18 protein-coding genes are annotated in these 22993 nt (G+C 70.3%); 11 read left to right on the plus strand and 7 right to left on the minus strand.

Features of this window, described 5'->3' with window-relative positions:
- Nucleotides 1–3: 3 nt before the first annotated feature.
- From argB to I6N91_RS10065, 7 genes are all read left to right on the plus strand, one after another.
- Complete coding sequence (gene argB, locus I6N91_RS10035; RefSeq protein ID WP_307843311.1) at nucleotides 4–951, plus strand: acetylglutamate kinase; 948 nt, start codon at nucleotides 4–6, stop codon at nucleotides 949–951.
- Nucleotides 948–2243 (plus strand): acetylornithine transaminase, encoded by a 1296-nt coding sequence (locus tag I6N91_RS10040; RefSeq protein WP_198812411.1) that lies wholly within the window; start codon nucleotides 948–950, stop codon nucleotides 2241–2243. Before argB ends, I6N91_RS10040 begins: the two co-directional genes overlap by 4 nt.
- Nucleotides 2240–3196 carry an ornithine carbamoyltransferase gene (gene argF / locus I6N91_RS10045; protein ID WP_198812412.1) on the plus strand — a complete coding sequence of 319 codons (957 nt, stop codon included), beginning with the start codon at nucleotides 2240–2242 and terminating at the stop codon, nucleotides 3194–3196. Before I6N91_RS10040 ends, argF begins: the two co-directional genes overlap by 4 nt.
- Nucleotides 3193–3789 carry an arginine repressor gene (locus I6N91_RS10050; RefSeq protein ID WP_307843312.1) on the plus strand — a complete coding sequence of 199 codons (597 nt, stop codon included), beginning with the start codon at nucleotides 3193–3195 and terminating at the stop codon, nucleotides 3787–3789. The genes argF and I6N91_RS10050 overlap by 4 nt, the downstream gene beginning before the upstream one ends.
- Nucleotides 3786–4988, plus strand: coding sequence for an argininosuccinate synthase (locus I6N91_RS10055; protein WP_198812413.1), 1203 nt, complete (start codon nucleotides 3786–3788; stop codon nucleotides 4986–4988). Before I6N91_RS10050 ends, I6N91_RS10055 begins: the two co-directional genes overlap by 4 nt.
- A 1-nt stretch (nucleotide 4989) precedes the next feature.
- Nucleotides 4990–6429, plus strand: coding sequence for an argininosuccinate lyase (argH, locus tag I6N91_RS10060; protein ID WP_198812414.1), 1440 nt, complete (start codon nucleotides 4990–4992; stop codon nucleotides 6427–6429).
- A 90-nt stretch (nucleotides 6430–6519) separates the two neighbouring features.
- Complete coding sequence (locus tag I6N91_RS10065; RefSeq protein WP_198812415.1) at nucleotides 6520–7440, plus strand: SRPBCC domain-containing protein; 921 nt, start codon at nucleotides 6520–6522, stop codon at nucleotides 7438–7440.
- On the opposite strand, the gene I6N91_RS10070 is transcribed toward I6N91_RS10065, so the two are convergent.
- The 7 genes from I6N91_RS10070 to I6N91_RS10100 form a co-directional block, all read right to left on the minus strand.
- A complete protein-coding gene (locus I6N91_RS10070; protein WP_307843313.1) occupies nucleotides 7416–8705 on the minus strand; it encodes an ROK family transcriptional regulator in 1290 nt (429 codons plus the stop codon). The genes I6N91_RS10065 and I6N91_RS10070 overlap by 25 nt on opposite strands.
- Nucleotides 8706–8738: 33 nt before the next feature.
- Nucleotides 8739–11771: a glycoside hydrolase family 38 C-terminal domain-containing protein gene (locus tag I6N91_RS10075; protein ID WP_198812416.1), complete on the minus strand. Its 3033-nt coding sequence runs from the start codon at nucleotides 11769–11771 to the stop codon at nucleotides 8739–8741.
- A 76-nt stretch (nucleotides 11772–11847) separates the two neighbouring features.
- Nucleotides 11848–12690: a carbohydrate ABC transporter permease gene (locus I6N91_RS10080; RefSeq protein WP_198812417.1), complete on the minus strand. Its 843-nt coding sequence runs from the start codon at nucleotides 12688–12690 to the stop codon at nucleotides 11848–11850.
- Nucleotides 12687–13643, minus strand: coding sequence for a carbohydrate ABC transporter permease (locus I6N91_RS10085; RefSeq protein WP_374058937.1), 957 nt, complete (start codon nucleotides 13641–13643; stop codon nucleotides 12687–12689). Before I6N91_RS10085 ends, I6N91_RS10080 begins: the two co-directional genes overlap by 4 nt.
- A complete protein-coding gene (locus I6N91_RS10090) occupies nucleotides 13640–15001 on the minus strand; it encodes an extracellular solute-binding protein (RefSeq protein WP_233091681.1) in 1362 nt (453 codons plus the stop codon). Before I6N91_RS10090 ends, I6N91_RS10085 begins: the two co-directional genes overlap by 4 nt.
- 398 nt (nucleotides 15002–15399) lie before the next feature.
- Nucleotides 15400–15960 (minus strand): methylated-DNA--[protein]-cysteine S-methyltransferase, encoded by a 561-nt coding sequence (locus I6N91_RS10095; protein WP_198812419.1) that lies wholly within the window; start codon nucleotides 15958–15960, stop codon nucleotides 15400–15402.
- Nucleotides 15960–17585: a DNA-3-methyladenine glycosylase 2 family protein gene (locus I6N91_RS10100; RefSeq protein WP_198812420.1), complete on the minus strand. Its 1626-nt coding sequence runs from the start codon at nucleotides 17583–17585 to the stop codon at nucleotides 15960–15962. Before I6N91_RS10100 ends, I6N91_RS10095 begins: the two co-directional genes overlap by 1 nt.
- Nucleotides 17586–17760: 175 nt before the next feature.
- Between I6N91_RS10100 and I6N91_RS10105 the strand changes: the two genes are divergently transcribed.
- The 4 genes from I6N91_RS10105 to tyrS all read left to right on the plus strand — a co-directional run bounded on the left by I6N91_RS10105 (nucleotide 17761) and on the right by tyrS (nucleotide 22577).
- Nucleotides 17761–18369, plus strand: coding sequence for a DNA-3-methyladenine glycosylase (locus tag I6N91_RS10105; RefSeq protein WP_233091721.1), 609 nt, complete (start codon nucleotides 17761–17763; stop codon nucleotides 18367–18369).
- Nucleotides 18366–18920 (plus strand): adenine phosphoribosyltransferase, encoded by a 555-nt coding sequence (locus tag I6N91_RS10110; RefSeq protein WP_307843314.1) that lies wholly within the window; start codon nucleotides 18366–18368, stop codon nucleotides 18918–18920. Before I6N91_RS10105 ends, I6N91_RS10110 begins: the two co-directional genes overlap by 4 nt.
- 62 nt (nucleotides 18921–18982) lie before the next feature.
- Nucleotides 18983–21235: a UvrD-helicase domain-containing protein gene (locus tag I6N91_RS10115; RefSeq protein ID WP_198812421.1), complete on the plus strand. Its 2253-nt coding sequence runs from the start codon at nucleotides 18983–18985 to the stop codon at nucleotides 21233–21235.
- Between the two features lie 13 nt (nucleotides 21236–21248).
- Nucleotides 21249–22577 (plus strand): tyrosine--tRNA ligase, encoded by a 1329-nt coding sequence (tyrS, locus tag I6N91_RS10120; RefSeq protein ID WP_198812422.1) that lies wholly within the window; start codon nucleotides 21249–21251, stop codon nucleotides 22575–22577.
- Nucleotides 22578–22993 lie beyond the last annotated feature (416 nt).

Below are 22993 nucleotides of genomic sequence, written 5' to 3' on the forward strand. Positions count from 1 at the left end.
AACGTGACGCACTCCGCCGCCTCCGCAGCCGGCCTGCTCCGGGCGCAGGGCACCGCCGCCGCCCTGGTCGAGGCGCTGCCCTGGATCCAGCGCTTCGCCGGAACCACCATGGTGATCAAGTACGGCGGCAACGCGATGATCAACGACGACCTGCGACGCGCCTTTGCCGAGGACATCGTGTTCCTGCACCACGTCGGCGTCCGGCCGGTCGTGGTGCACGGCGGTGGACCGCAGATCAGCTCGATGCTCGGCCGCCTGGGCATTGAATCCGAATTCGCCGGCGGCCTGCGGATCACCAACGCCGAGGCCATGGACGTGGTGCGCATGGTGCTTACCGGGCAGGTCGGCCGGGAACTGGTGGGCCTGATCAACGCCCACGGCCCCTACGCCGTGGGACTCAGCGGCGAGGACGGCGGCCTGCTGCAGGCAGCGCGCACCGGCACCGTCGTCGACGGGCAGGAGATCGACCTCGGCCTGGTGGGGGAGGTCACCGGGGTAAACCCCGGCGCCATCCTTGACATCCTCGAGGCCGGCCGGATCCCGGTGATCTCCACCGTTGCCCCGGAGACCGACGGCGACGGCGCCGGGACCGGGCAGGTGCTCAACGTCAATGCGGACACCGCGGCGGCGGCCCTGGCCGCGGCGCTGGGGGCCTCCCGGCTCGTCATCCTCACCGACGTCGAGGGGCTGTACCGCAGCTGGCCCGACAAGGACTCGCTGATCTCCTCCCTCCCGGCCGCGGAGCTGCGGGAACTGCTGCCCTCGCTGGCGGCGGGAATGATCCCGAAGATGAAGGCCTGCCTCAAGGCCGTCGACGACGGCGTGGAGAGCGCCTCCGTCATCGACGGGCGGCTGGCCCACTCCCTGATCCTCGAGACCTTCACCAACGCAGGAATCGGCACCCAGGTCACCGCCGACACCCCCGCCCAAGCGCCGGAGGCCCGGGCATGAGCGTCGGAGGCCCGGGTGTGAGCGGCGGAACCGGGGGAGCGCCCGAGGCCGGCGGAGCGGATTTCCTGGCGCGGCTCGGCGCACCCACGGGCACCCCGGCGTCCGGTGCGGACTGGCTGGCCCGGTACGGTACGTCCCTCCTCGGAGTCTTCGGCGCCCCGCAGCGCGTCTTGGTGCGCGGCAGCGGATGCACCGTCGAGGACGCGGACGGCAACACCTACCTCGACCTGCTCGGCGGAATCGCGGTGAACACCCTGGGCCATGCCCACCCGTTCGTCACCTCGGTGGTCTCGGCCCAGCTGGCAACCCTGGGCCACGTGTCCAACTTCTTCACGAGCCCCACCCAGATCGCGCTCGCCGAGAAGCTGCTGGCGCTCGCCGGAGCCCCGGACGGTTCCCGGGTGTTCTTCACCAACTCCGGGACCGAGGCCACCGAGGCCGCGTTCAAGCTGGCCCGCCGGAACGGTTCGCCCACCCGCACCCGGATCCTCGCCCTCGACGGTGCCTTCCACGGCCGCAGCATGGGCGCCCTGGCCCTGACCGCGAAACCGGCCTACCGGGAGCCGTTCCAGCCGCTTCCGGGGGGAGTGGAGCACCTTCCGTTCGGGGACCCGGAGGCCCTGCTGAACGCCGTCGACGACACGGTGGCCGCAGTGTTCCTCGAGCCGATCCAGGGCGAGGCGGGCGTGCGCCCGCTGCCGCCGGGCTACCTCCGGCGGGCCCGGGAAGCCACCGCGGAACACGGCGCCCTGCTCATCCTCGACGAGGTGCAGACCGGCATCGGCCGCACCGGCACCTGGTTCGCCCACCAGGCCGAGGGGATCGTCCCCGACGCCATGACCCTGGCCAAGGGCCTCGGCGGCGGATTCCCGGTCGGCGCGCTGATGACCTACGGGCCGGCGTCGGGCCTGCTCACCGCCGGCCAGCACGGGACGACGTTCGGCGGCAACCCGGTCGCCGGCGCCGCGGGCCTTGCCACCCTCGCCGTCCTCGAGGAGACCGGTGCCCTCGACAACGCCCGGACCCTGGGGGAGCACCTGCGCGCCGGGCTGGCCGCCGTGCCCGGGGTGGTCGAGACCCGGGGCGCCGGGCTCCTCGTCGGGTTCGACCTGGACGGCGGGTACGCGCCCGCGGCGGTCCAGGCGGCGCTGAACGCGGGATTCATCATTAACAGCACCGCGGAGCGCACGCTGCGCCTGGCGCCACCGCTGATCCTCACCCGGCCGCAGGCCGACAGCTTCCTTGAGGCCCTCCCCGGAATCCTCACCACCGCGCAAGGAGCCGCATCATGACCCGACACTTCCTCGTCGACACCGACCTCAGTCCCGCGGAGCAGCGCGAGGTCCTCGACCTCGCCGATGAGCTGAAGAAGGACCCCTACTCGCTCGCCCCGCTGGCGGGCGGGGAGCACGGGCGCCGCACGGTGGCCGTCATCTTCGACAAGACCTCCACCCGGACCCGGATCTCCTTCGCGGCAGGCATCGCCGACCTCGGCGGCTCGCCGCTGATCATCGGCGCCGGGGAAACCCAGCTCGGGCACAAGGAGTCGATCACCGACACCGCGAAGGTCCTCGAACGCATGACCGCGGCCGTCGTGTGGCGCACCTACGCGCAGGCCGGGCTCGAGGAGATGGCCGCGGCGTCCTCGGTGCCTGTCATCAACGCCCTCTCCGACGACTACCACCCCTGCCAGCTGCTCGCGGACCTCATGACGATCCGCGAGCGCAAGGGCGAACTCGCCGGGCTCACCCTGGCCTACCTCGGCGACGCCGCCAACAACATGGCCAACTCCTACCTGCTCGCCGGGGCCACCGCCGGCATGCACGTGCGGATCGCCGGCCCCGAAGGCCACCTGTCCGCCGGCGCCGTCGTCGACGCCGCCCGGGAGCGGGCCGCGGCGACCGGCGGCTCGGTGCTCATCACCACGGACCCGGCCGAGGCCCTCCGGGACGCCGACGTGGTGGCCACCGACACCTGGGTCTCCATGGGCCAGGAGGAGGAGAAGGCGGCCCGGCTCGAGCTGTTCCGCCCCTACGGCGTCGACGCGGCCGCGATGGGCCGGGCCCGTCCCGACGCCGTCGTCCTGCACTGCCTGCCGGCCTACCGTGGCTACGAAATCTCAGCCGACGTGATCGACGGCCCCCAGTCGGTGGTGTGGGACGAAGCCGAGAACCGGCTGCACGCGCAGAAGGCACTCCTGGCCTGGCTACTGCGCAACCCTGCGCCGGAAGACGGATCGCCGTGACCCGCGACTCGCACCGGCCGGCGACGAAGACCGCCCGCCAGGCCCGGATCACCGCCCTGCTCACCGCTCAGTCGGTGCGGTCCCAGGCCGAACTGGCCGCACTGCTGGCCGCCGACGGCGTCCAGGTCAACCAGGCGACCCTCTCCCGGGACCTCGTCGAACTCGGTGCAGTGCGGATCCGCGGCCGCGACGGGGCGCTCGTGTACGCGGTGCCGGGCGAGGGCGGCGGCCGGACCCCGCAGACCGGGCTGACCCAGGAAATCCTCGACGCGCGCCTCGCCAGGCTGTGCGCCGAACTCCTGGTCACCGCGGAAGCCTCGGCGAACCTCGTCATCCTGCGCACCCCGCCGGGCGCCGCCAACTTCCTCGCCCTCGCCATCGACCACTCGGTCATGCCGTCGATCCTCGGCAGCATCGCCGGGGACGACACGGTGATGCTCGTGACCCGCGACCCGAACGGCGGCGCGGAGGTCGCCGACCGCTTCCTGAACTACGCCCGCGACCCCCTCAGCGCGGGCGAGCCCCACCCCGTACCCTCAAACCCCCTCCCGGACGCCGTGTCCGGGGATTCACCCAAGGAGCACACCCAGTGACCGAACGCATTGTTCTCGCCTACTCCGGCGGACTCGACACCTCGGTGGCCATCGGCTGGATCGCCGAGGCCACCGGCGCCGAGGTGATCGCCGTGGCGGTCGACGTCGGACAGGGCGGTGAGTCCCTCGAAGACATCCGGCAGCGCGCCCTCGCCTGCGGCGCCGTCGAAGCCTACGTCGCCGACGCGCGGGACGAGTTCGCCAACGAGTACTGCATGCCCGCCCTGAAGGCCAACGCCCTGTACATGGACGCCTACCCCCTGGTCTCGGCGCTGTCCCGGCCGGTCATCGTCAAGCACCTCGTCGCGGCCGCCCGCGAGTTCGGCGCGACGACGGTGGCGCACGGCTGCACCGGCAAGGGCAACGACCAGGTCCGCTTCGAGGTCGGCATCCAGACCCTCGGCCCGGACCTGAAGTGCATCGCCCCGGTGCGCGACCTCGCGCTGACCCGGGACAAGGCCATCGCCTTCGCCGAGGAGAAGAACCTGCCGATCGAGACCACGAAGAAGAATCCGTTCTCCATCGACCAGAACGTGTGGGGCCGCGCCGTGGAGACCGGCTTCCTCGAGGACATCTGGAACGGGCCCACGAAGGACGTCTACGACTACACCGACGCCCCCGAGTCCTCCCCGGCGCCCGACGAGGTCATCATCACCTTCGCCGGCGGCATCCCCGTGGCGATCGACGGCAGCCCCGTCACCCCGCTGCAGGCGGTCGAACAGCTCAACCGCCGGGCCGGCGCGCAGGGCGTGGGCCGCATCGACATCGTCGAGGACCGCCTTGTCGGCATCAAGAGCCGCGAGATCTACGAGGCCCCCGGCGCGATGGCGCTCATCGCCGCCCACCGCGAGCTCGAGAACGTCACGGTCGAGCGCGAGCAGGCCCGCTTCAAGAAGACCGTCGACCAGCGCTGGACCGAACTGGTGTACGACGGCCAGTGGTTCTCCCCGCTGAAGCGCTCCCTCGACACCTTCATCGAGGACACCCAGAAATACGTCAGCGGCGACATCCGGATGGAACTCCAGGGCGGCCGCGCCACCGTCACCGGCCGCCGGTCCGAGACCGCGCTCTACGACTTCAACCTGGCCACCTACGACACGGGGGACACCTTCGACCAGTCGATGGCCCGCGGGTTCATTGAGATCTTCGGCCTGTCCTCCAAGGTGGCCTCCGGCCGCGACCAGCGGGCAGGGGCCTGACGTGGAGGCCCGCGCCACCGGAAGCACCAACACCGGATCGCTGTGGGGCGGCCGGTTCGACGGCGGCCCGGCCGACGCCCTGGCGGCGCTGAGCAAGTCGACGCACTTCGACTGGCGCCTCGCGGTGTACGACATCGAAGGCTCCCGGGCCCATGCCCGGGTGCTGCACCGGGCCGGGCTGCTGGACGAGGGCGAGCTGGCCGGGATGCTGAAGGCCCTCGACGCGCTCGACGCCGATGTCCGCTCCGGGGCCTACACCCCGGCGGACTCGGACGAGGACGTGCACGGTTCCCTCGAGCGCGGGCTGATCGAGCGGGCGGGCGCGGAGCTGGGGGGCCGGCTGCGCGCCGGCCGGTCCCGGAACGACCAGGTCGCCACGCTCGGGCGCATGTACCTGCGCGACCACGCGCGCGTCATCGCCGGCGGCGTTCTCTCCGTCGTCGACGCGCTCGTCGGCCAGGCGCGGGCCCACCCGGAGGCGCCCATGCCGGGGCGCACCCACCTGCAGCACGCCCAGCCGGTGCTGCTGAGCCACCACCTGCTCGCCCACGCCTGGGCGCTGCTGCGCGATGTGCAGCGGCTGCAGGACTGGGACCGGCGCGCGGGCGTCTCGCCCTACGGGTCCGGGGCGCTGGCCGGCTCCTCGCTGGGCCTCGACCCGGAGGCGGTGGCCGCCGACCTCGGGTTCGACTCGGCCACGCACAACTCGATCGACGGGACCGCCTCCCGGGACGTCTACGCCGAATTCGCCTGGGTCGCGGCGATGATCGGCGTCGACCTGTCCCGGATCAGCGAGGAGATCATTCTCTGGGCCACCAAGGAGTTCTCCTTTGTGACGCTTCATGACTCCTTCTCCACCGGTTCCTCGATCATGCCGCAGAAGAAAAATCCGGATGTCGCCGAGCTGGCCCGCGGCAAGGCCGGCCGGCTGATCGGAGACCTCACCGGGCTCCTGGCCACCCTGAAGGGACTGCCCCTTGCCTACAACAGGGACCTCCAGGAGGACAAGGAACCGGTGTTCGACGCCGTCGACACCCTTGAGCTCCTGCTGCCGGCGGTGTCCGGGATGATCGCCACCCTCACCTTCTCCACCGAACGGATGGCAGCGCTGGCGCCCCAGGGGTTTGCGCTGGCAACCGATGTCGCGGAATGGCTGGTGAGGCAGGGGGTTCCCTTCCGTGAGGCGCACGAACTGTCCGGCGCGGCGGTGCGGCTCGCGGAGGGCCGCGGGGTGGACCTGGACGGTCTCACCGACGAGGAGTACGCGGGAATCTCCGCCCACCTCACCCCCGGGGTGCGGGAGGTCCTGAGCGTCGAGGGGTCCCTCGGCAGCAGGGACGCCCAGGGCGGAACCGCTCCGGCCGCCGTCGCCCGCCAGCTCGAAGCCCTCGAGCGGGAGCTGCGCGCGGCGGCCGACTTCGCCCGCCCCTGGGCCTCCTGAGGATCTCCGGCGGCCCGGACGGGCCGCCGGAGGAGTCTTCCGTCGGGCCCGGAGCCGGAGTAGGTTGTGGCTAACCCACCCGGAGGGACCATGGACGCAGGCACCAGAACCGAAACCCCCGCCGGTACGAACGTGCCCGGGCAAACCCACCCCGGCGGAACGCCCGCGGGCGGCCCCGGGCGGGCGGATCCCACCGGACGGGTCGAGCAGGTCCACGGGAACCACGTCCTGGCCTTCGACGAGCAGTTCGACTACCCGCGGTCGTATCTGTGGGAACTGCTGACCTCGCCGCCGAGGCTCGAGCGCTGGCTCGGACGGCTTAGCCCGGGGCTGAAGCTGGGCAAGGAGTTCTCCCTCGAACTCGATGGCGGAATCATCAACGGCACCGTGGTGCACATTGACCCGCCCACCAGCGTGCAGTTCACCTGGGAGGACGAGTTCGGCCTCGTCTCGATCGTCGAGTTCCGGGTGCTGCCCAGCAACGGCGGCACCCTCCTCCAACTCCGGCTGCACCCGGAGACCGACGAATTCCTGGCCGAGGGAGCGGCGGGCTGGCAGCTGCTGCTCGGGGCCCTGCGCGCGGCGGCGGCGGGCCTGCCGGCGGAGGGGCCGGGGACGGACTGGATGGAGCTGCGCGACGCCTACTGCCGGCGCTTCGCGCTTTCACCCAGCATGGGCGTGCTCGAAGAGGAGGAGGGCGTGGCCCTCGTCCGTTTCGACCGGCGCTACGAAGGGAAACTGCTCCTTGTCAATGATGCGCTGACCGCGGACCCCGAGGACCAGCCCTTCGTCGAGCTGGCCGAGGTGGACCTCACCCGCGAGGGCAAGAAGTGCACCCGGGTGACGGTGCGCGCGGTCGTTGAGGACTGGGCGGGCCTTCCCCGGCTCATGGCCCGCTGGCATGCCCACCTCGACGCGGTCGCCGTGAACCTCGCGGGCGGCTCACCCCACCGGAGCGAGCGCAAGATCCGGGTCCTCGAGGAGTTCTACCGCCGGGCCCTGGCCGCCTGAGCCGGGCCGGGGCCGTCGGTCCGCAGCAGCAGTTGTTCGGGCGAGGGCGAGAGGGCGTTGGTGAACACCGTGCACGCGGCCCCGACAGCGCCCACATCGGTGCCGAAGGCCGTTCCCTCGATCTGGATCCCGTCCGCGTGCGGGGCCACGGTCAACCTCCTCAGCACGTCCGGAACGATGCGGAGGTAGGACCCGGCCAGCAGCGGCCAGTACGGACCCCCGAACACCACGCGGTCGAAGTCGAGGGCGTTCGTCAGCACGGAGACGGCCTTGGCCACGCGCTCGGCGGAGACGTCGATGATCCTTCGGGCAGCCGTCCCGTCCACCGCACGGGCACACAGGTCGAGGAACGCCGTTTCGACCGCTCCCGGGTCGGCGTTGTCCACGGGATAGTCGAGCACGCCCAGCAGCACGGCCTCCTGCACGAGGTTCTGCGGCATGCAGGTCACCGCCAGGCAGCCCCGCAGTCCGCAGGTGCAGGCCGGCCCGTCGGGGGCCACGACGATGTGCCCGACCTCGCCGGCGTTCTGCGTCCGCCCGCGGAGCACCGAGCCGCCCGACACCAGGCCCATGCCGATGCCGGTCCCGAGGTAGACGAAGAGGAAGTTCTCCGGCGACTCGCTGTGACTGCCCCAGATCTCCGCCACGGCCGCCGCGGCGACGTCCTTTTCAAGCACCACCGGGAAGCCGGTCGCCTCGCTGAGGGAGCTCCGCAGGGGCACCTGGTGCCATCCCCGAAGGAAGGGAGGATCGACAACGACGCCGTGCTCGGGGTCGATGGGGCCGGGAGATGCGACCCCGACGCCCAGCACGAGGCCCCGGTCAACCCCCGCACCGGCCAGCAGGTCGGCGACGGCCGAGGCCATGACATCCACAATCGCCTCGGCGCCGGGCTCCACCGGCGTGCGCCGCGTGGAGTGGGCGACGACCCGGCCGCTGAGGTCGAGGATCACGAAGGTGATGACCGCCGGATCGAGGTGCACGCCCACCGCGTATCCCGCCGTCGGGTTCAGGGTGAGGACCGTCCGCGGCTTCCCGCGCCCCTTCCTCACCGTGCCCGATTCGACGATCAGCGCCTGGTCGAGCAGGCGCCGGGCGATGTTCGAGAGTGTCTGCGCGGACAGGCCGGTGGCACCCGCCAGCTCAATGCGGCTGAGCCCGTCCGGGGACCGCCGAATGGCATCGAGGACCACCGTCTGGTTGAAGTCGCCCATCCGGGGAAGGTTGGTGCCCCGGCGCGACGGCGCACCAAATTCAGCGCTCAAGGCACAACCTCTCCGTCGATCGGGCTCCCCGGCTTAAGCCCTGCGTGCAAATCTTAGCGTTGCGAGCTGGAACGGCCGCAGCTCCAGCTCCACTGCCGGCGATTCCGCCCGGCGGAGAGCGGCACCCTCGACGGGCCGCTCCAGCAGGTCGGTTTCACCCACCGAGGTGAACGCGAAGCCGGCCGTGAGGGTTCCCCGGGCCCGCGTCCCGTGCGCCTCGTAGAGGCGCACGACGACGTCGCCGCTGCCGTCCTCGGCCAGCTTGACCGCCTCGATGACGAGCGCATCGGAGTCGACGGTGAACAGGGGAGCGGCGTCCGGAGCGCCCACGCCCTCAACGGTCCGCAGCGGCAGGTTGAGCCGGTACCCTTCGCGCACCGCCTCAGGAATGCCGGCGCCCACCCGTAGCGACACATTCATCAGATGCCGGCCCTGGTCGGACGTCGGGTCCGGAAAGGTCGGAGCCCGCAGCAGCGACAGGCGCACGGTGGTGGTCGATCCCCGGCCGGTCGAGGACGAGCGCGCGACGTCGTGGCCGTAGGTCGAATCGTTCGCCACGGCCACCCCATAGCCGGTTTCGCCGACGTGCACCCAGCGGTGCGCCACCGTTTCGAAGCGGGCGGCGTCCCAGGAGGTGTTGGCGTGGGTGGGCCGGTGGATATGGCCGAACTGGATCTCGGAGGTGGCGCGGTCGGCGTGCACATCGAGCGGGAAGGCGAGCTTGAGCAGTTTCTTCTGTTCGTGCCAGTCGACCTCGGTCCGGATATCGAGCCTCGGCTCGGTGCCGTCGAGGGAGAGGAACTGGACCACCCGAGAGGCGCTGAACTCCCGTTCGATCCGCAGCGCCGGGCCGCCGGGCCCGTCGACGACCCGCAGGTCCATGAGCTCGGTGAGGTCGCGCGTGTTCCGGCGGTAGTGCTCATCGATGTCCCAGGCATCCCACTGGGTGGGAGTGTCGCGGTGCAGCTGCAGGAGGTTCGCCGCTGCGCCGTCGGGCACCAGCTCCCGCCCGGCGGCGACGTCGTAGACGGAGCGCACCAGCCCGGTGCCGTCAACGAAGACCCGGACCGCGGCGTTCTCGAGCCGGTAGCCGCCGTCGGCCGCGCTGATAGTGCCCGCGCCGGGCTGCCGGTCCTGTGCGGCGGCAGACAGCGCCGGGACGCCGTCGACAGGGTAGGGCGAGGCGTTGAGCACCGCGGTGTGCGGCCCGGTCCCGAGGAGGCTGCGGGCGGCGCTGTCGATGATCGCCCCGAGCCGTACCGCCACGTCGGCGTAGTTGCGCTCGGCCTCCTGATGGACCCAGGCGATGGAGGAGCCGGGCAGGATGTCGTGGAACTGCTGGAGCAGCACCACCTCCCAGATCTCCCGCAGCTCCTGCTCCGGATAGGCGGCCCCGGTGCGCACGGCCGCCGTCGTGGCCCACAGTTCGGCCTCCCGCAGCAGGTGCTCGGATCGCCGGTTGCCGCGCTTGGTGCGGGCCTGGGAGGTGTAGGTGCCGCGGTGGAACTCAAGGTAGAGCTCGCCGGACCAGACCGGTGGCTGCGGATACTCCGCCTCCGCGTCCTCGAAGAAGGCCCGGGGACTGGAGAGGGCCACCGTGGGCGATCCCTCGAGAGAGGAGGTCCGCCGGGCGGCGGCGATCATCTCGCGGGTCGGTCCGCCGCCGCCGTCGCCGTGGCCGAAGGGGACCATCGAGGTGGTGCCGATTCCCTTCTCCGCGTACTGGCTCTCGGCGCGGGCCAGTTCCTCGCCGCTCAGGGTCGAGTTGTAGGTGTCCACGGGAGGGAAGTGAGTGAACAGCTGGGTGCCGTCGATACCCTCCCAGCGGAAGGTATGGTGCGGCATGGTGTTCGTCTCGTTCCACGAGATCTTCTGCGTCAGGAACCAGCGCGCCCCGGCGGCGGCCATGATCTGGGGCAGCGCCGCCGAGTAGCCGAAGGAATCGGGCAGCCACACCTCCTCGCACTCGACGCCGAACTCGCGGAGGAAGAAGTTCTTGCCGGCCACGAACTGGCGCGCGAGGGCCTCCCCGCCGGGCAGGTTGGTGTCGGATTCGACCCACATCCCGCCGACGGGGACGAAGTTTCCGGCCGCCACCTTCTCCTTCACCCGGTCGAAGAGCTCAGGGTAGGAGGCCTTGAGCCACGCGTACTGCTGGGCCGAGGATGCCGCGAAGACGAAGTCGGGGTTTTCGTCGATGAGGTCGCACACGTTGGAAAAGGTCCGCGCAACCTTCCGGACCGTCTCACGGGTCGGCCACAGCCACGCGGAGTCGATGTGGGCGTGCCCGACGGCGTGGAGCCGGTGCGCGCTCGCCGACGCGGGCTTGGCGAGCGCAGGCGCCAGGATGTCCCGGCCGAGCTGCGCGGTGCCGGCGACGTCGTCGGGGTCCATCTCGTCGACGGCCCGGTCGAGGGCGCGGAGGATCTCGGCGCGCCGCTGGGAGGACGCGGGCAGCTGCCCGAGCAGTCCCAGCAGGGCGGCGAAGTCCTGCTCCAGCTCCCACACCGTCAGGTCGAGCAGGCCGACTTCGATCTGGGCGAGGCGGTACAGTCGAGCGTCCCCGGCCGTGGCTCTGTCCCCGTAGGGGGTGGGGATGAACAGGAAGTCCTGGGCGACGTTGGGGTTCGCCGCGGCCTCGATGTAGAGGTCGATGGGCTCACCGAGCCCGGTATCGAGCCGGACGCCGCGGTTCAGGGGCTCGACGGCCTTCAGGATGCGGCCCGACGCCGAGTACACCGTGCCCTCGGCCTGGAATCCGGGCTGCGCCCCGGTGAAGCCCAGGTCGACGACGAGTTCGACCCGGGTGTCCTGCTCGTCCGCCCAGACGGCGGGAATCTTCCCCTCGGCGTGGAACCAGACGGTGCCCCACGGCTTGCCCCAGTACATTCCGTGCCCGGCGGGGGTGAACTCGTTACGCACAGCCTCCTCGAAGGGCACGGGCTCGTCGGGCACCTCCCAGGAGCTGAGGGTGAGGGAGGAGGTGCTTCGGTAGAGGGCCGGCTGGACCCGTTCTCCGCGGAAACGCCGGATGCGGGCCTCGACGAGGGGGCTGTCGTAGTGCATTGAGGGACCTTTCGGGTGCGTTGGGCCGGGGGAACCGGCGGTGGCCACAGGCCACGGGGAAATGGAGCCGGGGCGGTCAGCCCTTGATCGCCCCGGCGGTGGCGAAGGAACCGCCGATGCCCTTGGTGACCAGGATGTAGAGGACGATGACCGGAATCGAGTAGAGCAGGGAGAAGGCCGCAAGCTGCCCGTAGGCGATGCTTCCGTACTGGCCGAAGAAGTTGAACACCGTCACGGCGGCGGGCTGCTTGTGGTTCGAGAGCAGCAGGATGAAGGGGATGAAGAAATTCCCCCACGCCTGGATGAACACGAAGATGAAGACCACGGCGAGGCCCGGGCGCATCAACGGAACGACGACGGTGCGGAGCGCCCGCATCGCGCTCGCCCCGTCGATCCACGCGGCCTCCTCGAGGCTGACCGGCACCGAATCCATGAAGTTCTTGGTCATCCAGATCGCCATCGGCAGCGAGGTCGCGGCCATGAACAGCGCGACCGTGGCCACGCTGTCGAGCTGGCCCAGCCGAACGAACATGCTGTACACGGGGACCATCATCGCGGTGATGGGCAGCCCGGTCCCGAACAGCACCCCGTAGAGGAACGGCTTGTTGTACCGGGCCTGGTAGCGGGACAACGGATAGGCCGCGAGCACCGCGGCGAGCACGGTGATGACGGCGCAGCCGGCCGAGAGGAGGAAGCTGTTCCACAGCGGCCACAGGGTCTGCTCCGGGGTGAGGACCGCTGAGAAGTTGGCCAGGGAAAACTCCGCCGGCAGGTTCAGCGACGCGGTTGCCTTGGTGTCGAGGGACGCGAGGAGCAGCCAGGCCAGCGGCAGGAGGAAGCAGGCCGCGATCGCGAGCAGGACGGCCGAGGAGATGCCCCGTGAGATGGACCTGCGGGGTGAGGCGATGGAGGTGGTCATGAATTGTCCCCCGGTTTCAGAACACGGATGTAGAGGATGGAGAACACCGCGCCGATGAGCAGCATGACCGTCGCGATGGCGGTGCCGTAGCCGATCTTCCCGAGCCCGAAGGCCTCGGCGTAGGCGAAGATCGGCAGGGTGGTGCTGCGCTGGTTCGGTCCGCCGCTCGTCATCACGAAGATCAGGGTGAAGACGGACAGTGTCTGCAGCGTGATGAGCATCAGGTTGGTCGAGATGCTGTTGCGGATCATGGGGACCGTGACGTAGGTCAGGCGTTTCCACCCGCCGGCGCCGTCGATGACGGCGGCCTCGGTGATCTCGGGGGCGACGTCGTTCAGGGCGGCCTCGTAGATCATCATCGAGAACGCGGTGCCCCTCCAGGTATTGGCCAGGATGACGGCGGCCATCGGGTAGGTGAAAAGCCAGTCGACCGGCTCCGCATTGACGGCGGCGAGCATCCGGTTCAGGGTTCCGTCGGAGCTGAAGAAGGCGTAGCAGGCAAAGGCCGCCACGATCTCCGGAAGGACCCACGCCGTCACCACCGTCGTCGCGACGATGGAGCGCACGGCCTTGGGCGCCGCGGCGGTCAGCAGGGCCAGCCCGAGGCCCAGGAAGTTCTGCCCGATGACCGCCGAGAGGAGCAGGAACACGACGGTCAGCCACAGGGCATTCGGGAAGTCGGGGTCCGTGATGAGCGCAGAATAGTTGTCGAGGCCGACGAACCGCGGGCTTGAGGCCGCCGTGCCCGACAGGGACGCATTGGTGAAGGATCCGTAGACGGACCAGATCACCGGGCCGAGCATGAACAGCGCCAGCAGGACGACGGCGGGGACGAGGGGCACTGCGCGCCGCAGTGAGCGGCGCGCAGTGGGGGTCCGGCCCGCGGCGGCCGGGCGCCGCGCAGCCTGCGGAGGCCTACCGGCCCCGCCGGTCCGGGTCGGGGTGGCTGTCACTTCTCGATGACGTTGTCGTCGCCGACCAGGTTGCGGACCGCGTCGTCGTAGGCGTCTGCCGCCTCCTCGACGGACTGTTCCCCGGTCATGACGGCCTCCATGGCCTGCTGGATGCTTCCCGAGATTTCGGGGTAGTCCGAGGTGGTGGGGCGGTAGTGGGTCACTTCGACGAGGTCGCTGAAGAACTTGTTGACCGGGCTGGACTCGGTGAAGGAGGGGTCTTCGGCGACGTCGCTGCGCACGGGAACCTGGGAGGCGTCCTTGTTGAAGGACAGGGTGTTGTCCTTATTGAGCGCCGTGCTGATGAAGTCGAACGCCATGTCGGGGTTCTTGGTGTTCGCCCCGACGGCCAAGGTCCAGCCGCCGGACATACTCGTCGCGCCGGGCTCCTGCCCGTTCTGTGTCGGCATGGGGGCGACGGCCATGACCTCGGACCACTCCGGCCAAGGGGCGGGCCCGGTCTCGAGCCAGGTCCCCGCGATCCACGAGCCGTCGATGGAGGCGCCGACCTTGTTGGTGGGGTAGCCCTCACCGTTGAGCTGCTGGTAGTAGTTCGAGTCGAGCGCCGTGGCGACCTCCGGGCCGAGGCCGCCTCCATAGACGTCGGAGATGAACTGCAGGGAGTCCCTGAACCCCTGTGAGCCCACGACCCACTTGCCCTCTTGCGTGTCATACAGGGTGTCCTCCGTGCCGTAGAGGAGCATCTCGAAGCCCTGCATCGAGGCAGCCTCGCCCATGCCGGTGCCGGAGTAGATGTTGAAGGGGACCGCGTCGGGGATGGCCGCCTTGATCTTTTCGGCGGCGCTGAGGATGTCATCCCAGGTCTTCGGCTCCCACGGCACGTCGAGCCCGGCCTCCTTGAACACCTCGGTGTTGTACCAGAGGGCGCGGGTGTCGGTTCCCATCGGCACCGCATAGGTCTTTCCGTCGGCGCCCAGGCCGGCCTGCTTGGCGCTGTCGATAAATGCCGAGTCCCAGTCCTCCCACTCGGCGAGGTACTCGTCCAGGGCCAGGAGGTAGCCCGCTTCGGCGTCGGGCCGGACGCGGAAGCTGTCCTCGTAGAAGACATCCGGCGCCGTGTCGGGGGAACGCTGCATCAGGGAGAGCTTGGTGGCGTAGTCGTTCTCCTCGGCCTGGATGGGCTCGAGCTCGACGGTCGATCCCGGATTGGCCTCTTCGAAATCCTCCTTGGCCTTCTTCATCAGCTTGTCCACCTGCGTGTAGGTGGCGGTTGTCTGATAGGCCACCGTGATTGACTTGTCGCCGCCCTCGGCGTCATTGCCCGCCGGCGCGCAGCCCGAGGCCGCGAGAACCAGGAAGGGAATGGCGGGCGCGGCCCAGAGAACTGACTTTCGCATGGTGCTCCTTTGCTCCATTGAGAACCCGCCGGGGATTCTGCAGGTCGCCTTTGGCCAGCAGGAGGACGGCGGGTGGCGACGGAAGTGAAAGTAGTGGCCCGTCGTTGCGATAAGTAAAGCGACTGGATTAATTCCTGTCAACGGTTTCCGGCCGCTTCTTCGCCTCGCGGACGGCACCCGCAGGGCACACTCCTGCGCCGAAACTGCAGCTCACCCCGCTTTGCGCGGCGCGAAGGGGGGTGAGCTGCGCACTCGGTGGGAAGGGGCGGCGGGAGGGTGTGCATCCCAAGGTCCCCCCCGTCGAAACTGCACGTCCCCACGCTTTGCGGGCGCCGAAGGGTGGTGAGCTGCGCACTCGGCTGCGCGCTTGGCCGGAGGGTGCCCTTCCCGCGGAGGGGTCAGTCGAAGAGGGCCGTCTGGGCGCCGGAGGCACTGGCCGACACAGCAGGGGCGAAGCCGCGCACGGCGGCCTCCCGGTCGAGGAGCCGGCGCTTGACCTCGAGGCCCCAGCGGAACCCGCCCAGGGTGCCGTCGGTGCGGACCACCCGGTGGCAGGGCACGAAAAGGGCCGCCGCGTTGCGCGCACAGGCTGCCGCGGCCGCCCGGACGGCGGTCGCCTTGCCGGTCAGCGCAGCGTACTGGGCGTAGGTGACCGGCTCGCCCGCCGGCACCTCGCGCAGCACCTCCCAGGCGCGGGTGCGGAACGGTCCCGAGAGCTGGTGGACGGGGACCTCGAGGATCGCCGCGAGGTCGCCGTCGTAGTAGGCGTCAACGGCGTCGGTGATCCGCCGGAGCTCTGCCGGCGCGGCGCTCATCGAGACCGGCTTGAGGCTGACGTGGATCTGCCCGGTCAGGTCCGCCGTGTCGGCGGTCCAGCCCGAGGCGAGCACCACTCCGTCGCGTTCAATGATGGTGAAGGGCCCGTCCGGGGTGGGGATGGTGGTGGTCAGGGAGGTCATCACTGGTTGTCCTTCGATTCCGTGGAGGGGGCCGGGGTGAAAGCATCGGGGGAGGGGCCCGGGCGGGCAGCGTGAACCCGGCGGGTGCCGGAGGCCCGCGCCGGGATGCCGGAGGCAACCCGCCACAGGTGCATCGTGGCATAGGAACGCCAGGGGCTGACGGCGGACATGGCGTCGGAGAGCGCGGCGGCCGCCTCGGCCTTGGTCGCCGGGCCGGCCGCCGGCCCGCCGGAACCGGTGAGGGCCGCCCACCCATTCCGGATGGCGGCGTCATTGCCGAGGTGGACGTCGGTTGCTCCCAGCACCCGCATGGCCACGTAGTTCACGGTCCACGGGCCGATCCCGGGCAGGGGAAGCAGCCGGTCCGCCAGCGACCGCGGGTCGTCCTCCACGCCGAGGCGGATGCTGCCGTCGGCGAGCCCCTCGGCGGTGCGGCGCACCGCCTCGATCCGCCGGGCCGGTCCGCGCAGCACGCTCCCTGCCACGTCCGCGATCTGCGCCGGATTCGGAAACAGCCGCTCGAAGCCGGGTTGGGACAGCACCGATGGCGTGCCCGCCTCCGCCAGGGAGGTGAGCGCGGTTCTCGCTGCGCTCACGGTGATCTGCTGGCCGATCATCGCCCGGATGAGGAGCTCCGCGGGGTCCACCGCCCCGGGAAGCCGGATTCCGGGAACCGCTGCAGCCAGCGGCGCGAACAGCGCGCTGCCCGAGAGGGCGGCGTCGACGGCCGCGGGATCGGCATCAAGGTCGAAGAGCCTGCGGATCCGGCTCAGGAGCACGGGCAGGTCGCTGAGGCTCTCAAGGCTCAATTCGACCCGCAGACCCGCCGGCGCATCCGTGCCGGCCACGGGGAACGCGCGGAACCAGCCCTGTCCTCCCGGCAGCTGCATCAGCCGGGCGTAGCTTCCGTCGGTGCCCTGCTCCACGCCGGGGAGGGCGCGGGCGGCCAGGAAGCCGAAGATGCCGTTGTCGTAGGGGGCCCGGACCGGCAGGGTCAGGATCAGCCCCGGAAACGCCGGCGCGGCCGCACCGGCCGGGCGGTCGGCGGAACGGCGGGGAGCCCGGCTGAGGGAATCCGCCCCGCGCAGCTGGGACGGCGTGAGGTCGAAGACCTCCTGCACCGTGTCGTTGAACTGGCGGATGCTGCTGAAGCCCGCGGCGAAGGCGACGTCCGACAGCTTCATCGACGTCGCCGTCAGCAGCGTCCGTGCGGTCTGCGCCCGGGTGGCGCGGGCGAGGGCAAGGGGGCCCGCGCCGAGCTCCTCACGCAGGATGCGGTTGAGCTGCCGGGTCGAGTACCCGAGCTTCCCGGCCAGGCCGACGACGCCCGAACGGTCGACCTCGCCGTCGGCGATCAGCCGCATCGAGCGGGCCGCCACGTCCGAGCGCAGGTTCCATTCCGGGGTGCCGGGCACGGCCTCGGGCAGGCAGCGCTTGCAGGCCCGGTATCCGGCCTCGTGGGCTGCGGCCGACGTGCGGTAGAACTGGACGTTCGCCGGCTTCGGGGTCCGTGCGGGACAGGACGGCCTGCAGTAGATGCCGGTGCTGGAGACCGCCGTGACGAACTGCCCGTCGAAACGGACGTCACGGGCGTCGATGGCGCGGTACTGCTGCCAGAAGTCCATTGCTTCATCCTCCCAGCTTTCCCAAGCGCAACCTAGCGGGAATCGGACATCACCGTGACGGCCCGGGTTGGGGGAGGAGGCGGGCGGCTTGCTACCGTAACTGGTTGTGGCCCATCTGCCTGTCCCCGGCGCACCTGCGCCCGTCCCGCCCGTTTCCCACCCGTCGCGCAGCCGCCTGGCCGTGAACCCCCTGAAAGCGGCACCGCTGCTGCTGGGGGCGTTCCTGACCCATCGGGGCGAACAGGGTGCGGTGACCGTCCGCATCACGGAGGTCGAGGCCTACCGTGGCGCCGAGGATCCGGGCTCGCACGCCTTCCGGGGCAGGACCGCCCGGAACGCCTCCCTGCACGGGCCCGCCGGCACGCTCTACGTGTACTTCACCTACGGCATGCACTACTGCGCCAACGTGGTGTGCGGTGACGACGGCAGCGCCGGAGGCGTGCTGCTGCGCGCCGGGGAGGTCGTCGACGGGATCGGGACGGCCCGTGCCCGCCGCGGAGGGCCGAGGAGCGACCTCGACCTGGCCCGCGGCCCGGCCCGCCTGGCGCAGGCGCTCGGCCTCGACCGCCGGTTCGACGGCGCCGACCTGTTCGCCGGCCCGCTGGCCCTCGAGCTGCCCGAAGCGCCCGCAGCGGCCGGGGAGTATGCCACCGGTCCGCGCGTCGGGCTCAGCGGTCCCGGGGGCGGCGCCGAGTACCCATGGCGCTTCTGGCTGCCCGGCGAGCCCACCGTCTCCAAGTACCGGCCCGCGAAGCCCCGTGCTGCCCGTAAGGTGATGGGGTGAATATCAGCTCACCGGCCCCCCAGAGCGCCGGTTCCGCACGTGACCTCGTCGAGAAACTCTGCGCCCCGGTGCCGGACTTTCCCCTGCCCGGAATCATCTTCCGGGACCTCACACCGGTCTTCGCGGACGCCGCGGCGTTCCGCACCGTCATCGACGCCCTCATCGAACCGTTCCAGGGCACCTTCGACGTGGTGGCCGGCATTGAGGCCCGCGGGTTCCTGCTCGCGGCTGCCGTCGGATATGCCGCCGGAACCGGCGTCGTTACGGTCAGGAAGGCCGGCAAACTGCCGCGCGCCGTCTACTCCGAGGCCTACGACCTCGAGTACGGCCAGGCCACCCTTGAGATCCACCGGGACGGCGTCACTCCCGGCACCCGGGTGCTCCTGCTCGACGACGTGCTCGCCACCGGGGGGACCCTCGCGGCGGCGGCCCGGCTCTTCGAGCGGGGCGGTGCGGAGGTGGTCGGATGCGGCGTCGTGCTTGAACTCGAGGCACTGGCCGGCCGCGAACTCCTGCCGGGTCGCCGGGTGCACGCGCTGTCGACCCTGTAGGGTTCTGCGCACGTTAATCAGGATAGAATTGACGGTCTGCCTTTCCGGGAGGGAAACCCATCATGCATGAAACGTCCCACGCCAAGAACGAACTTGAGCACGAGCGCGGGTACGTTGACGGCCTGTACCGGCGGCTCGACGAGCTGCGTGAGGAGAAAGCCCGGCAGCTGGCGGAGGTCCGCCGCAGCGCCTCGGCCGGCTCGCACCAGAACCGCTCCGAACGCGATGCTTTTGCCACCATGTACGAAGACCGCCTCGCCCAGCTGAACGCCGTGGACGACCGGCTGGTCTTTGGGCGCCTCGACCTCGACGACGGCGAGGAGCGCTACATCGGCCGGATCGGGCTCTCCACCGAGGATCTCCAGCAGCTGATGATCGACTGGCGTGCGCCGGAGGCGGGGACGTTCTACCAGGCGACGGCCTTCGAGCGGATGGGCGTCCGCCGCCGTCGGCACCTGATCCTCTCCCGGCGCGACGTGGTCGCCATCGAGGACGACGTCCTCGACGCCGGGCTGCTGAGCAATGACGAGTCGCTGCAGGGCGAGGGCGCGCTGCTGGCCGCACTGAACTCCCGTCGGACCGGGCAGATGTCCGACATCGTCGGCACCATCCAGGCCGAGCAGGACCGCATCATCCGGGCGCCGCTGTCGGGGGTGACGGTCGTGCAGGGCGGGCCGGGCACCGGCAAGACCGCCGTGGCCCTGCACCGCGCCGCCTACCTCCTCTATACGCACCGTGACCGGCTCAAGTCCGCCGGAGTCCTCCTCGTCGGACCGACCGATGCGTTCATGAAGTACATCGAGAGGGTCCTCCCTTCGCTCGGCGAGACGGGCGTGGTGATGGCAGGCATCGGCACCCTGATGCCCGGGATCACCACCGTTCCCGAACACAGTGAAGGAGCCGCGGCACTCAAGGGCCGGCTGGAAATGGCACAGATCATCCGAAACGCCGTCGCCAACCGCCAGCGCATCCCGGCGGAGGCCAAGCGCCTCAACGTCGAGGGAACCCTGCTGACCCTGACGCCGCGCCAGGTAGCCCGGGCGAGGGACCGGGCGCGCGCCACCGGCAAACCGCACAACGAAGCCCGCGTCACGTTCGTCAAGATCCTCCTGCGCGAACTGACCGAACAGCTGACCGAGCAGCTCGAGGCGTCCTCCGGCCCCGGAAACAACGCCGACCGGGCCTACCTCGCCGAGGACGTGCGCAGCTCCCGGGACGTGCGGATCGCGCTGAACCTCGCCTGGATGCCGCTCACGCCGGAGAAGCTCATCACCGAACTGCTGAGCAAGCCGGCCCACCTCGCCGCGGCCGCACCGCACTGGAGCGAGGCGGACCGGGCACTGCTGCTGCGGCCGGCCGACGCCCCCTGGACCGAGGCCGACGTCCCGCTCCTGGACGAGGCCGCCGAGCTCCTCGGCGAACTCGACGCCTCGGCCGGCAGGGACACCGCCGCACGCGAGGCCGAGAACCGCCGGGACCTCGCCAATGCCGAGCGCACCCTCGAGAACGTCAATGCGTCGCTGGTCGACTCCGGCGTCGACGGCGTCGTCACCGCCGAGGCGCTGGCGCAGCACAATGCCGTCCCCACGGCGCGGCTCAGTGCAGCGGAGAGGGCCGCCGGAGACCGGACCTGGGCCTTTGGGCACATCGTCGTCGACGAGGCGCAGGAGCTCTCGCCGATGCAGTGGCGCTTGCTCATGCGGCGCTGCCCGGTGAAGTCATTCACGGTGGTCGGGGACATCGCCCAGACAAGCTCGGCCGCCGGTTCGAGCTCCTGGGGCCAGGCGCTCGAACCGTTCGTGGGCGACCGCTGGCAGCTCGAGGAGCTGACGGTGAACTACCGGACTCCGGCGCAGATCGCCGAGGCCGCCGTCCGGATGGCCACCGCGGCCGGGCTGGTGATCTCGGCACCGAAGGCGGTGCGCGAAGGCCGCTTCACCCCCGTCGTCGACCGGGTGCCCGGGCTGATTCCCGCCCTGCTGCAGGCGGTGCCCGAGGAACTGGACATCGTGGACGGCGGGCTGCTCGCCGTCATCGCCCCCGAGGACCAACTCGACAACGTCCGGCGGGCCCTGACGGCCGAGTACGGCGACCGGGTCGGATCCGGGGCCGGCGGTCCCACCCAGGACATCGTGTTGCTGACTCCGCGGGGTTCCAAGGGCCTTGAGTTCGACGGCGTGGTCATCTTGGAGCCGCAGCTCATGCTCGATTCGGCCACCGCCCGGGTGGGGGACCTGTACGTGGCGATGACGCGCCCCACCCAGCGGCTGCGCCTGATCTCGACCGGCACGATCCCGGAGGGCATCGAGGGCTGATAATTTGGATCCTGTGCCGCAGACGACAGAATCCTCAGATCCGGGCCTGAGCGCCCAGCAGAACGACCCCTCATTCGCGAACGTGTGGCAGGAGCTCCGCTGGCGCGGGCTCGTGCACGTCTCGACGGACGAGGCCGAGCTTGAAGAGCTCCTGGCCGGAGACCCGGTCACCTACTACTGCGGTTTCGACCCGACGGCGCCGAGCCTGCACCTGGGCAACCTGGTGCAGCTGCTGCTGATGCGCCGGCTCCAGCTCGCCGGCCACAAGCCGCTGGCCCTCGTGGGCGGTTCTACCGGGCTCGTGGGGGACCCCCGCCCCACGGCCGAGCGCACCATGAACACCAAGGAGACGGTGGCCGAATGGGTCGGCTACCTGCAGGGGCAGGTGCAGCGCTTCCTGAGTTTCGACGGCCCGAACGGGGCCCGGATGGTCAACAACCTCGACTGGACCGCGCCGATGAGCGCCATCGACTTCCTGCGCGAGGTCGGCAAGCACTACCGGGTCGGGACGATGATCAAGAAGGACATCGTGGCCACCCGGCTCAATTCCGACGAGGGCATCAGCTACGCGGAATTCAGTTACCAGGTACTCCAGGGCATGGACTTCCTCGAACTGTTCCGCAGCCACGGGTGCGTCCTGCAGACGGGCGGCTCGGACCAGTGGGGCAACCTCACCAGCGGAACCGAACTGATCCGCAAGGCCGAGGGAAAGAGCGTCCACGCCATCGGCACGCCCCTGGTCACCAACTCCGATGGAACGAAGTTCGGCAAGAGCGAGGGCAATGCCATCTGGCTCGACGCCGCCATGACCAGCCCCTACGCCATGTTCCAGTTCTGGCTCAACACCGCCGACACCGATGTCATCGACCGGCTCAAGGTGTTCACCTTCCGGACGCGGGCGGAGATCGAGGCGCTCGAGCAGTCCACCGCCGAACGGCCGCACCTGCGCGAGGCGCAGGGCACCCTGGCCTACGACGTCACCTCGCTGATCCACGGGGTCGACGCCACCGAGAAGGTGATCGCGGCCTCGGCGGCACTGTTCGGCCAGGGGGAGCTGGGCCAGCTTGACGAGCCCACCCTGACGGCGGCCACCGCCGAACTGCCGGCAGTCACCCTTCCCGCCGGGACGCCCACCATTGTCGAGCTGCTCACAGCCAGCGGGCTCTCCGCCAGCAATTCGGCCGCCCGCCGGACCGTGAGCGAGGGCGGAGCCTACGTGAACAACGTCAAGGTCACCGATCCGGAGGCGGCCATCGGTTCGGAGGCCCTCCTGCACGGCCGCTACGCCCTGGTTCGCAGGGGCAAGCGGACCCTTGCCATGGTCGAGGTCGAACCGGCCTAAACCCGCTCCCACCCCCGGGATTCCACCGGTTTTGTGGGGGTGGGTGGGGGATTTGTGTTTGTTCGGTGGGGGTCGTATAGTTATGGAGTTGCCCCGGTGAGGGCGGCGAAACCCACACAAATTTCTGAGGCTTTCCTGGTGTGTGCTGTGCACGGGTCCGGGGTGGTCTTGGTTTGGTGTCTGTTGTTGCGGGTTGGTTCTGTTGTGCTGGTGCCGGTTTGTCCGGTGGTGGTGCGGGGGAGCGGATTTGCGGGGATGGTCGGGTGCGGGTAGGCTTGTAAAGTTGCTCCGGAGCGAGGATGGCCTGGTTTTGTCGGGTTGTGTGGTGCCGGTAGTGCCTGTTGTTTGAGAACTCAATAGTGTGCCAAGTTTGTTGATACCGATTGTTTTTTGATTGGTTGAATTGGCTGGTCTGC

The organism is Arthrobacter sp. MSA 4-2 (genome assembly GCF_016405885.1).
Classification (GTDB): domain Bacteria; phylum Actinomycetota; class Actinomycetes; order Actinomycetales; family Micrococcaceae; genus Arthrobacter_D.

Excerpts from the sequence above, each read along its gene's own strand:
- I6N91_RS10040 (WP_198812411.1), top strand. The coding sequence starts at position 948 with ATGAGCGTCGGAGGCCCGGGTGTGAGCGGCGGAACCGGGGGAGCGCCC.
- argF (WP_198812412.1), top strand. The coding sequence starts at position 2,240 with ATGACCCGACACTTCCTCGTCGACACCGACCTCAGTCCCGCGGAGCAG.
- I6N91_RS10065 (WP_198812415.1), top strand. The coding sequence starts at position 6,520 with ATGGACGCAGGCACCAGAACCGAAACCCCCGCCGGTACGAACGTGCCC.
- I6N91_RS10075 (WP_198812416.1), bottom strand. The coding sequence starts at position 11,771 with ATGCACTACGACAGCCCCCTCGTCGAGGCCCGCATCCGGCGTTTCCGC.
- I6N91_RS10080 (WP_198812417.1), bottom strand. The coding sequence starts at position 12,690 with ATGACCACCTCCATCGCCTCACCCCGCAGGTCCATCTCACGGGGCATC.
- I6N91_RS10090 (WP_233091681.1), bottom strand. The coding sequence starts at position 15,001 with ATGCGAAAGTCAGTTCTCTGGGCCGCGCCCGCCATTCCCTTCCTGGTT.
- I6N91_RS10095 (WP_198812419.1), bottom strand. The coding sequence starts at position 15,960 with ATGACCTCCCTGACCACCACCATCCCCACCCCGGACGGGCCCTTCACC.
- I6N91_RS10100 (WP_198812420.1), bottom strand. The coding sequence starts at position 17,585 with ATGGACTTCTGGCAGCAGTACCGCGCCATCGACGCCCGTGACGTCCGT.
- I6N91_RS10115 (WP_198812421.1), top strand. The coding sequence starts at position 18,983 with ATGCATGAAACGTCCCACGCCAAGAACGAACTTGAGCACGAGCGCGGG.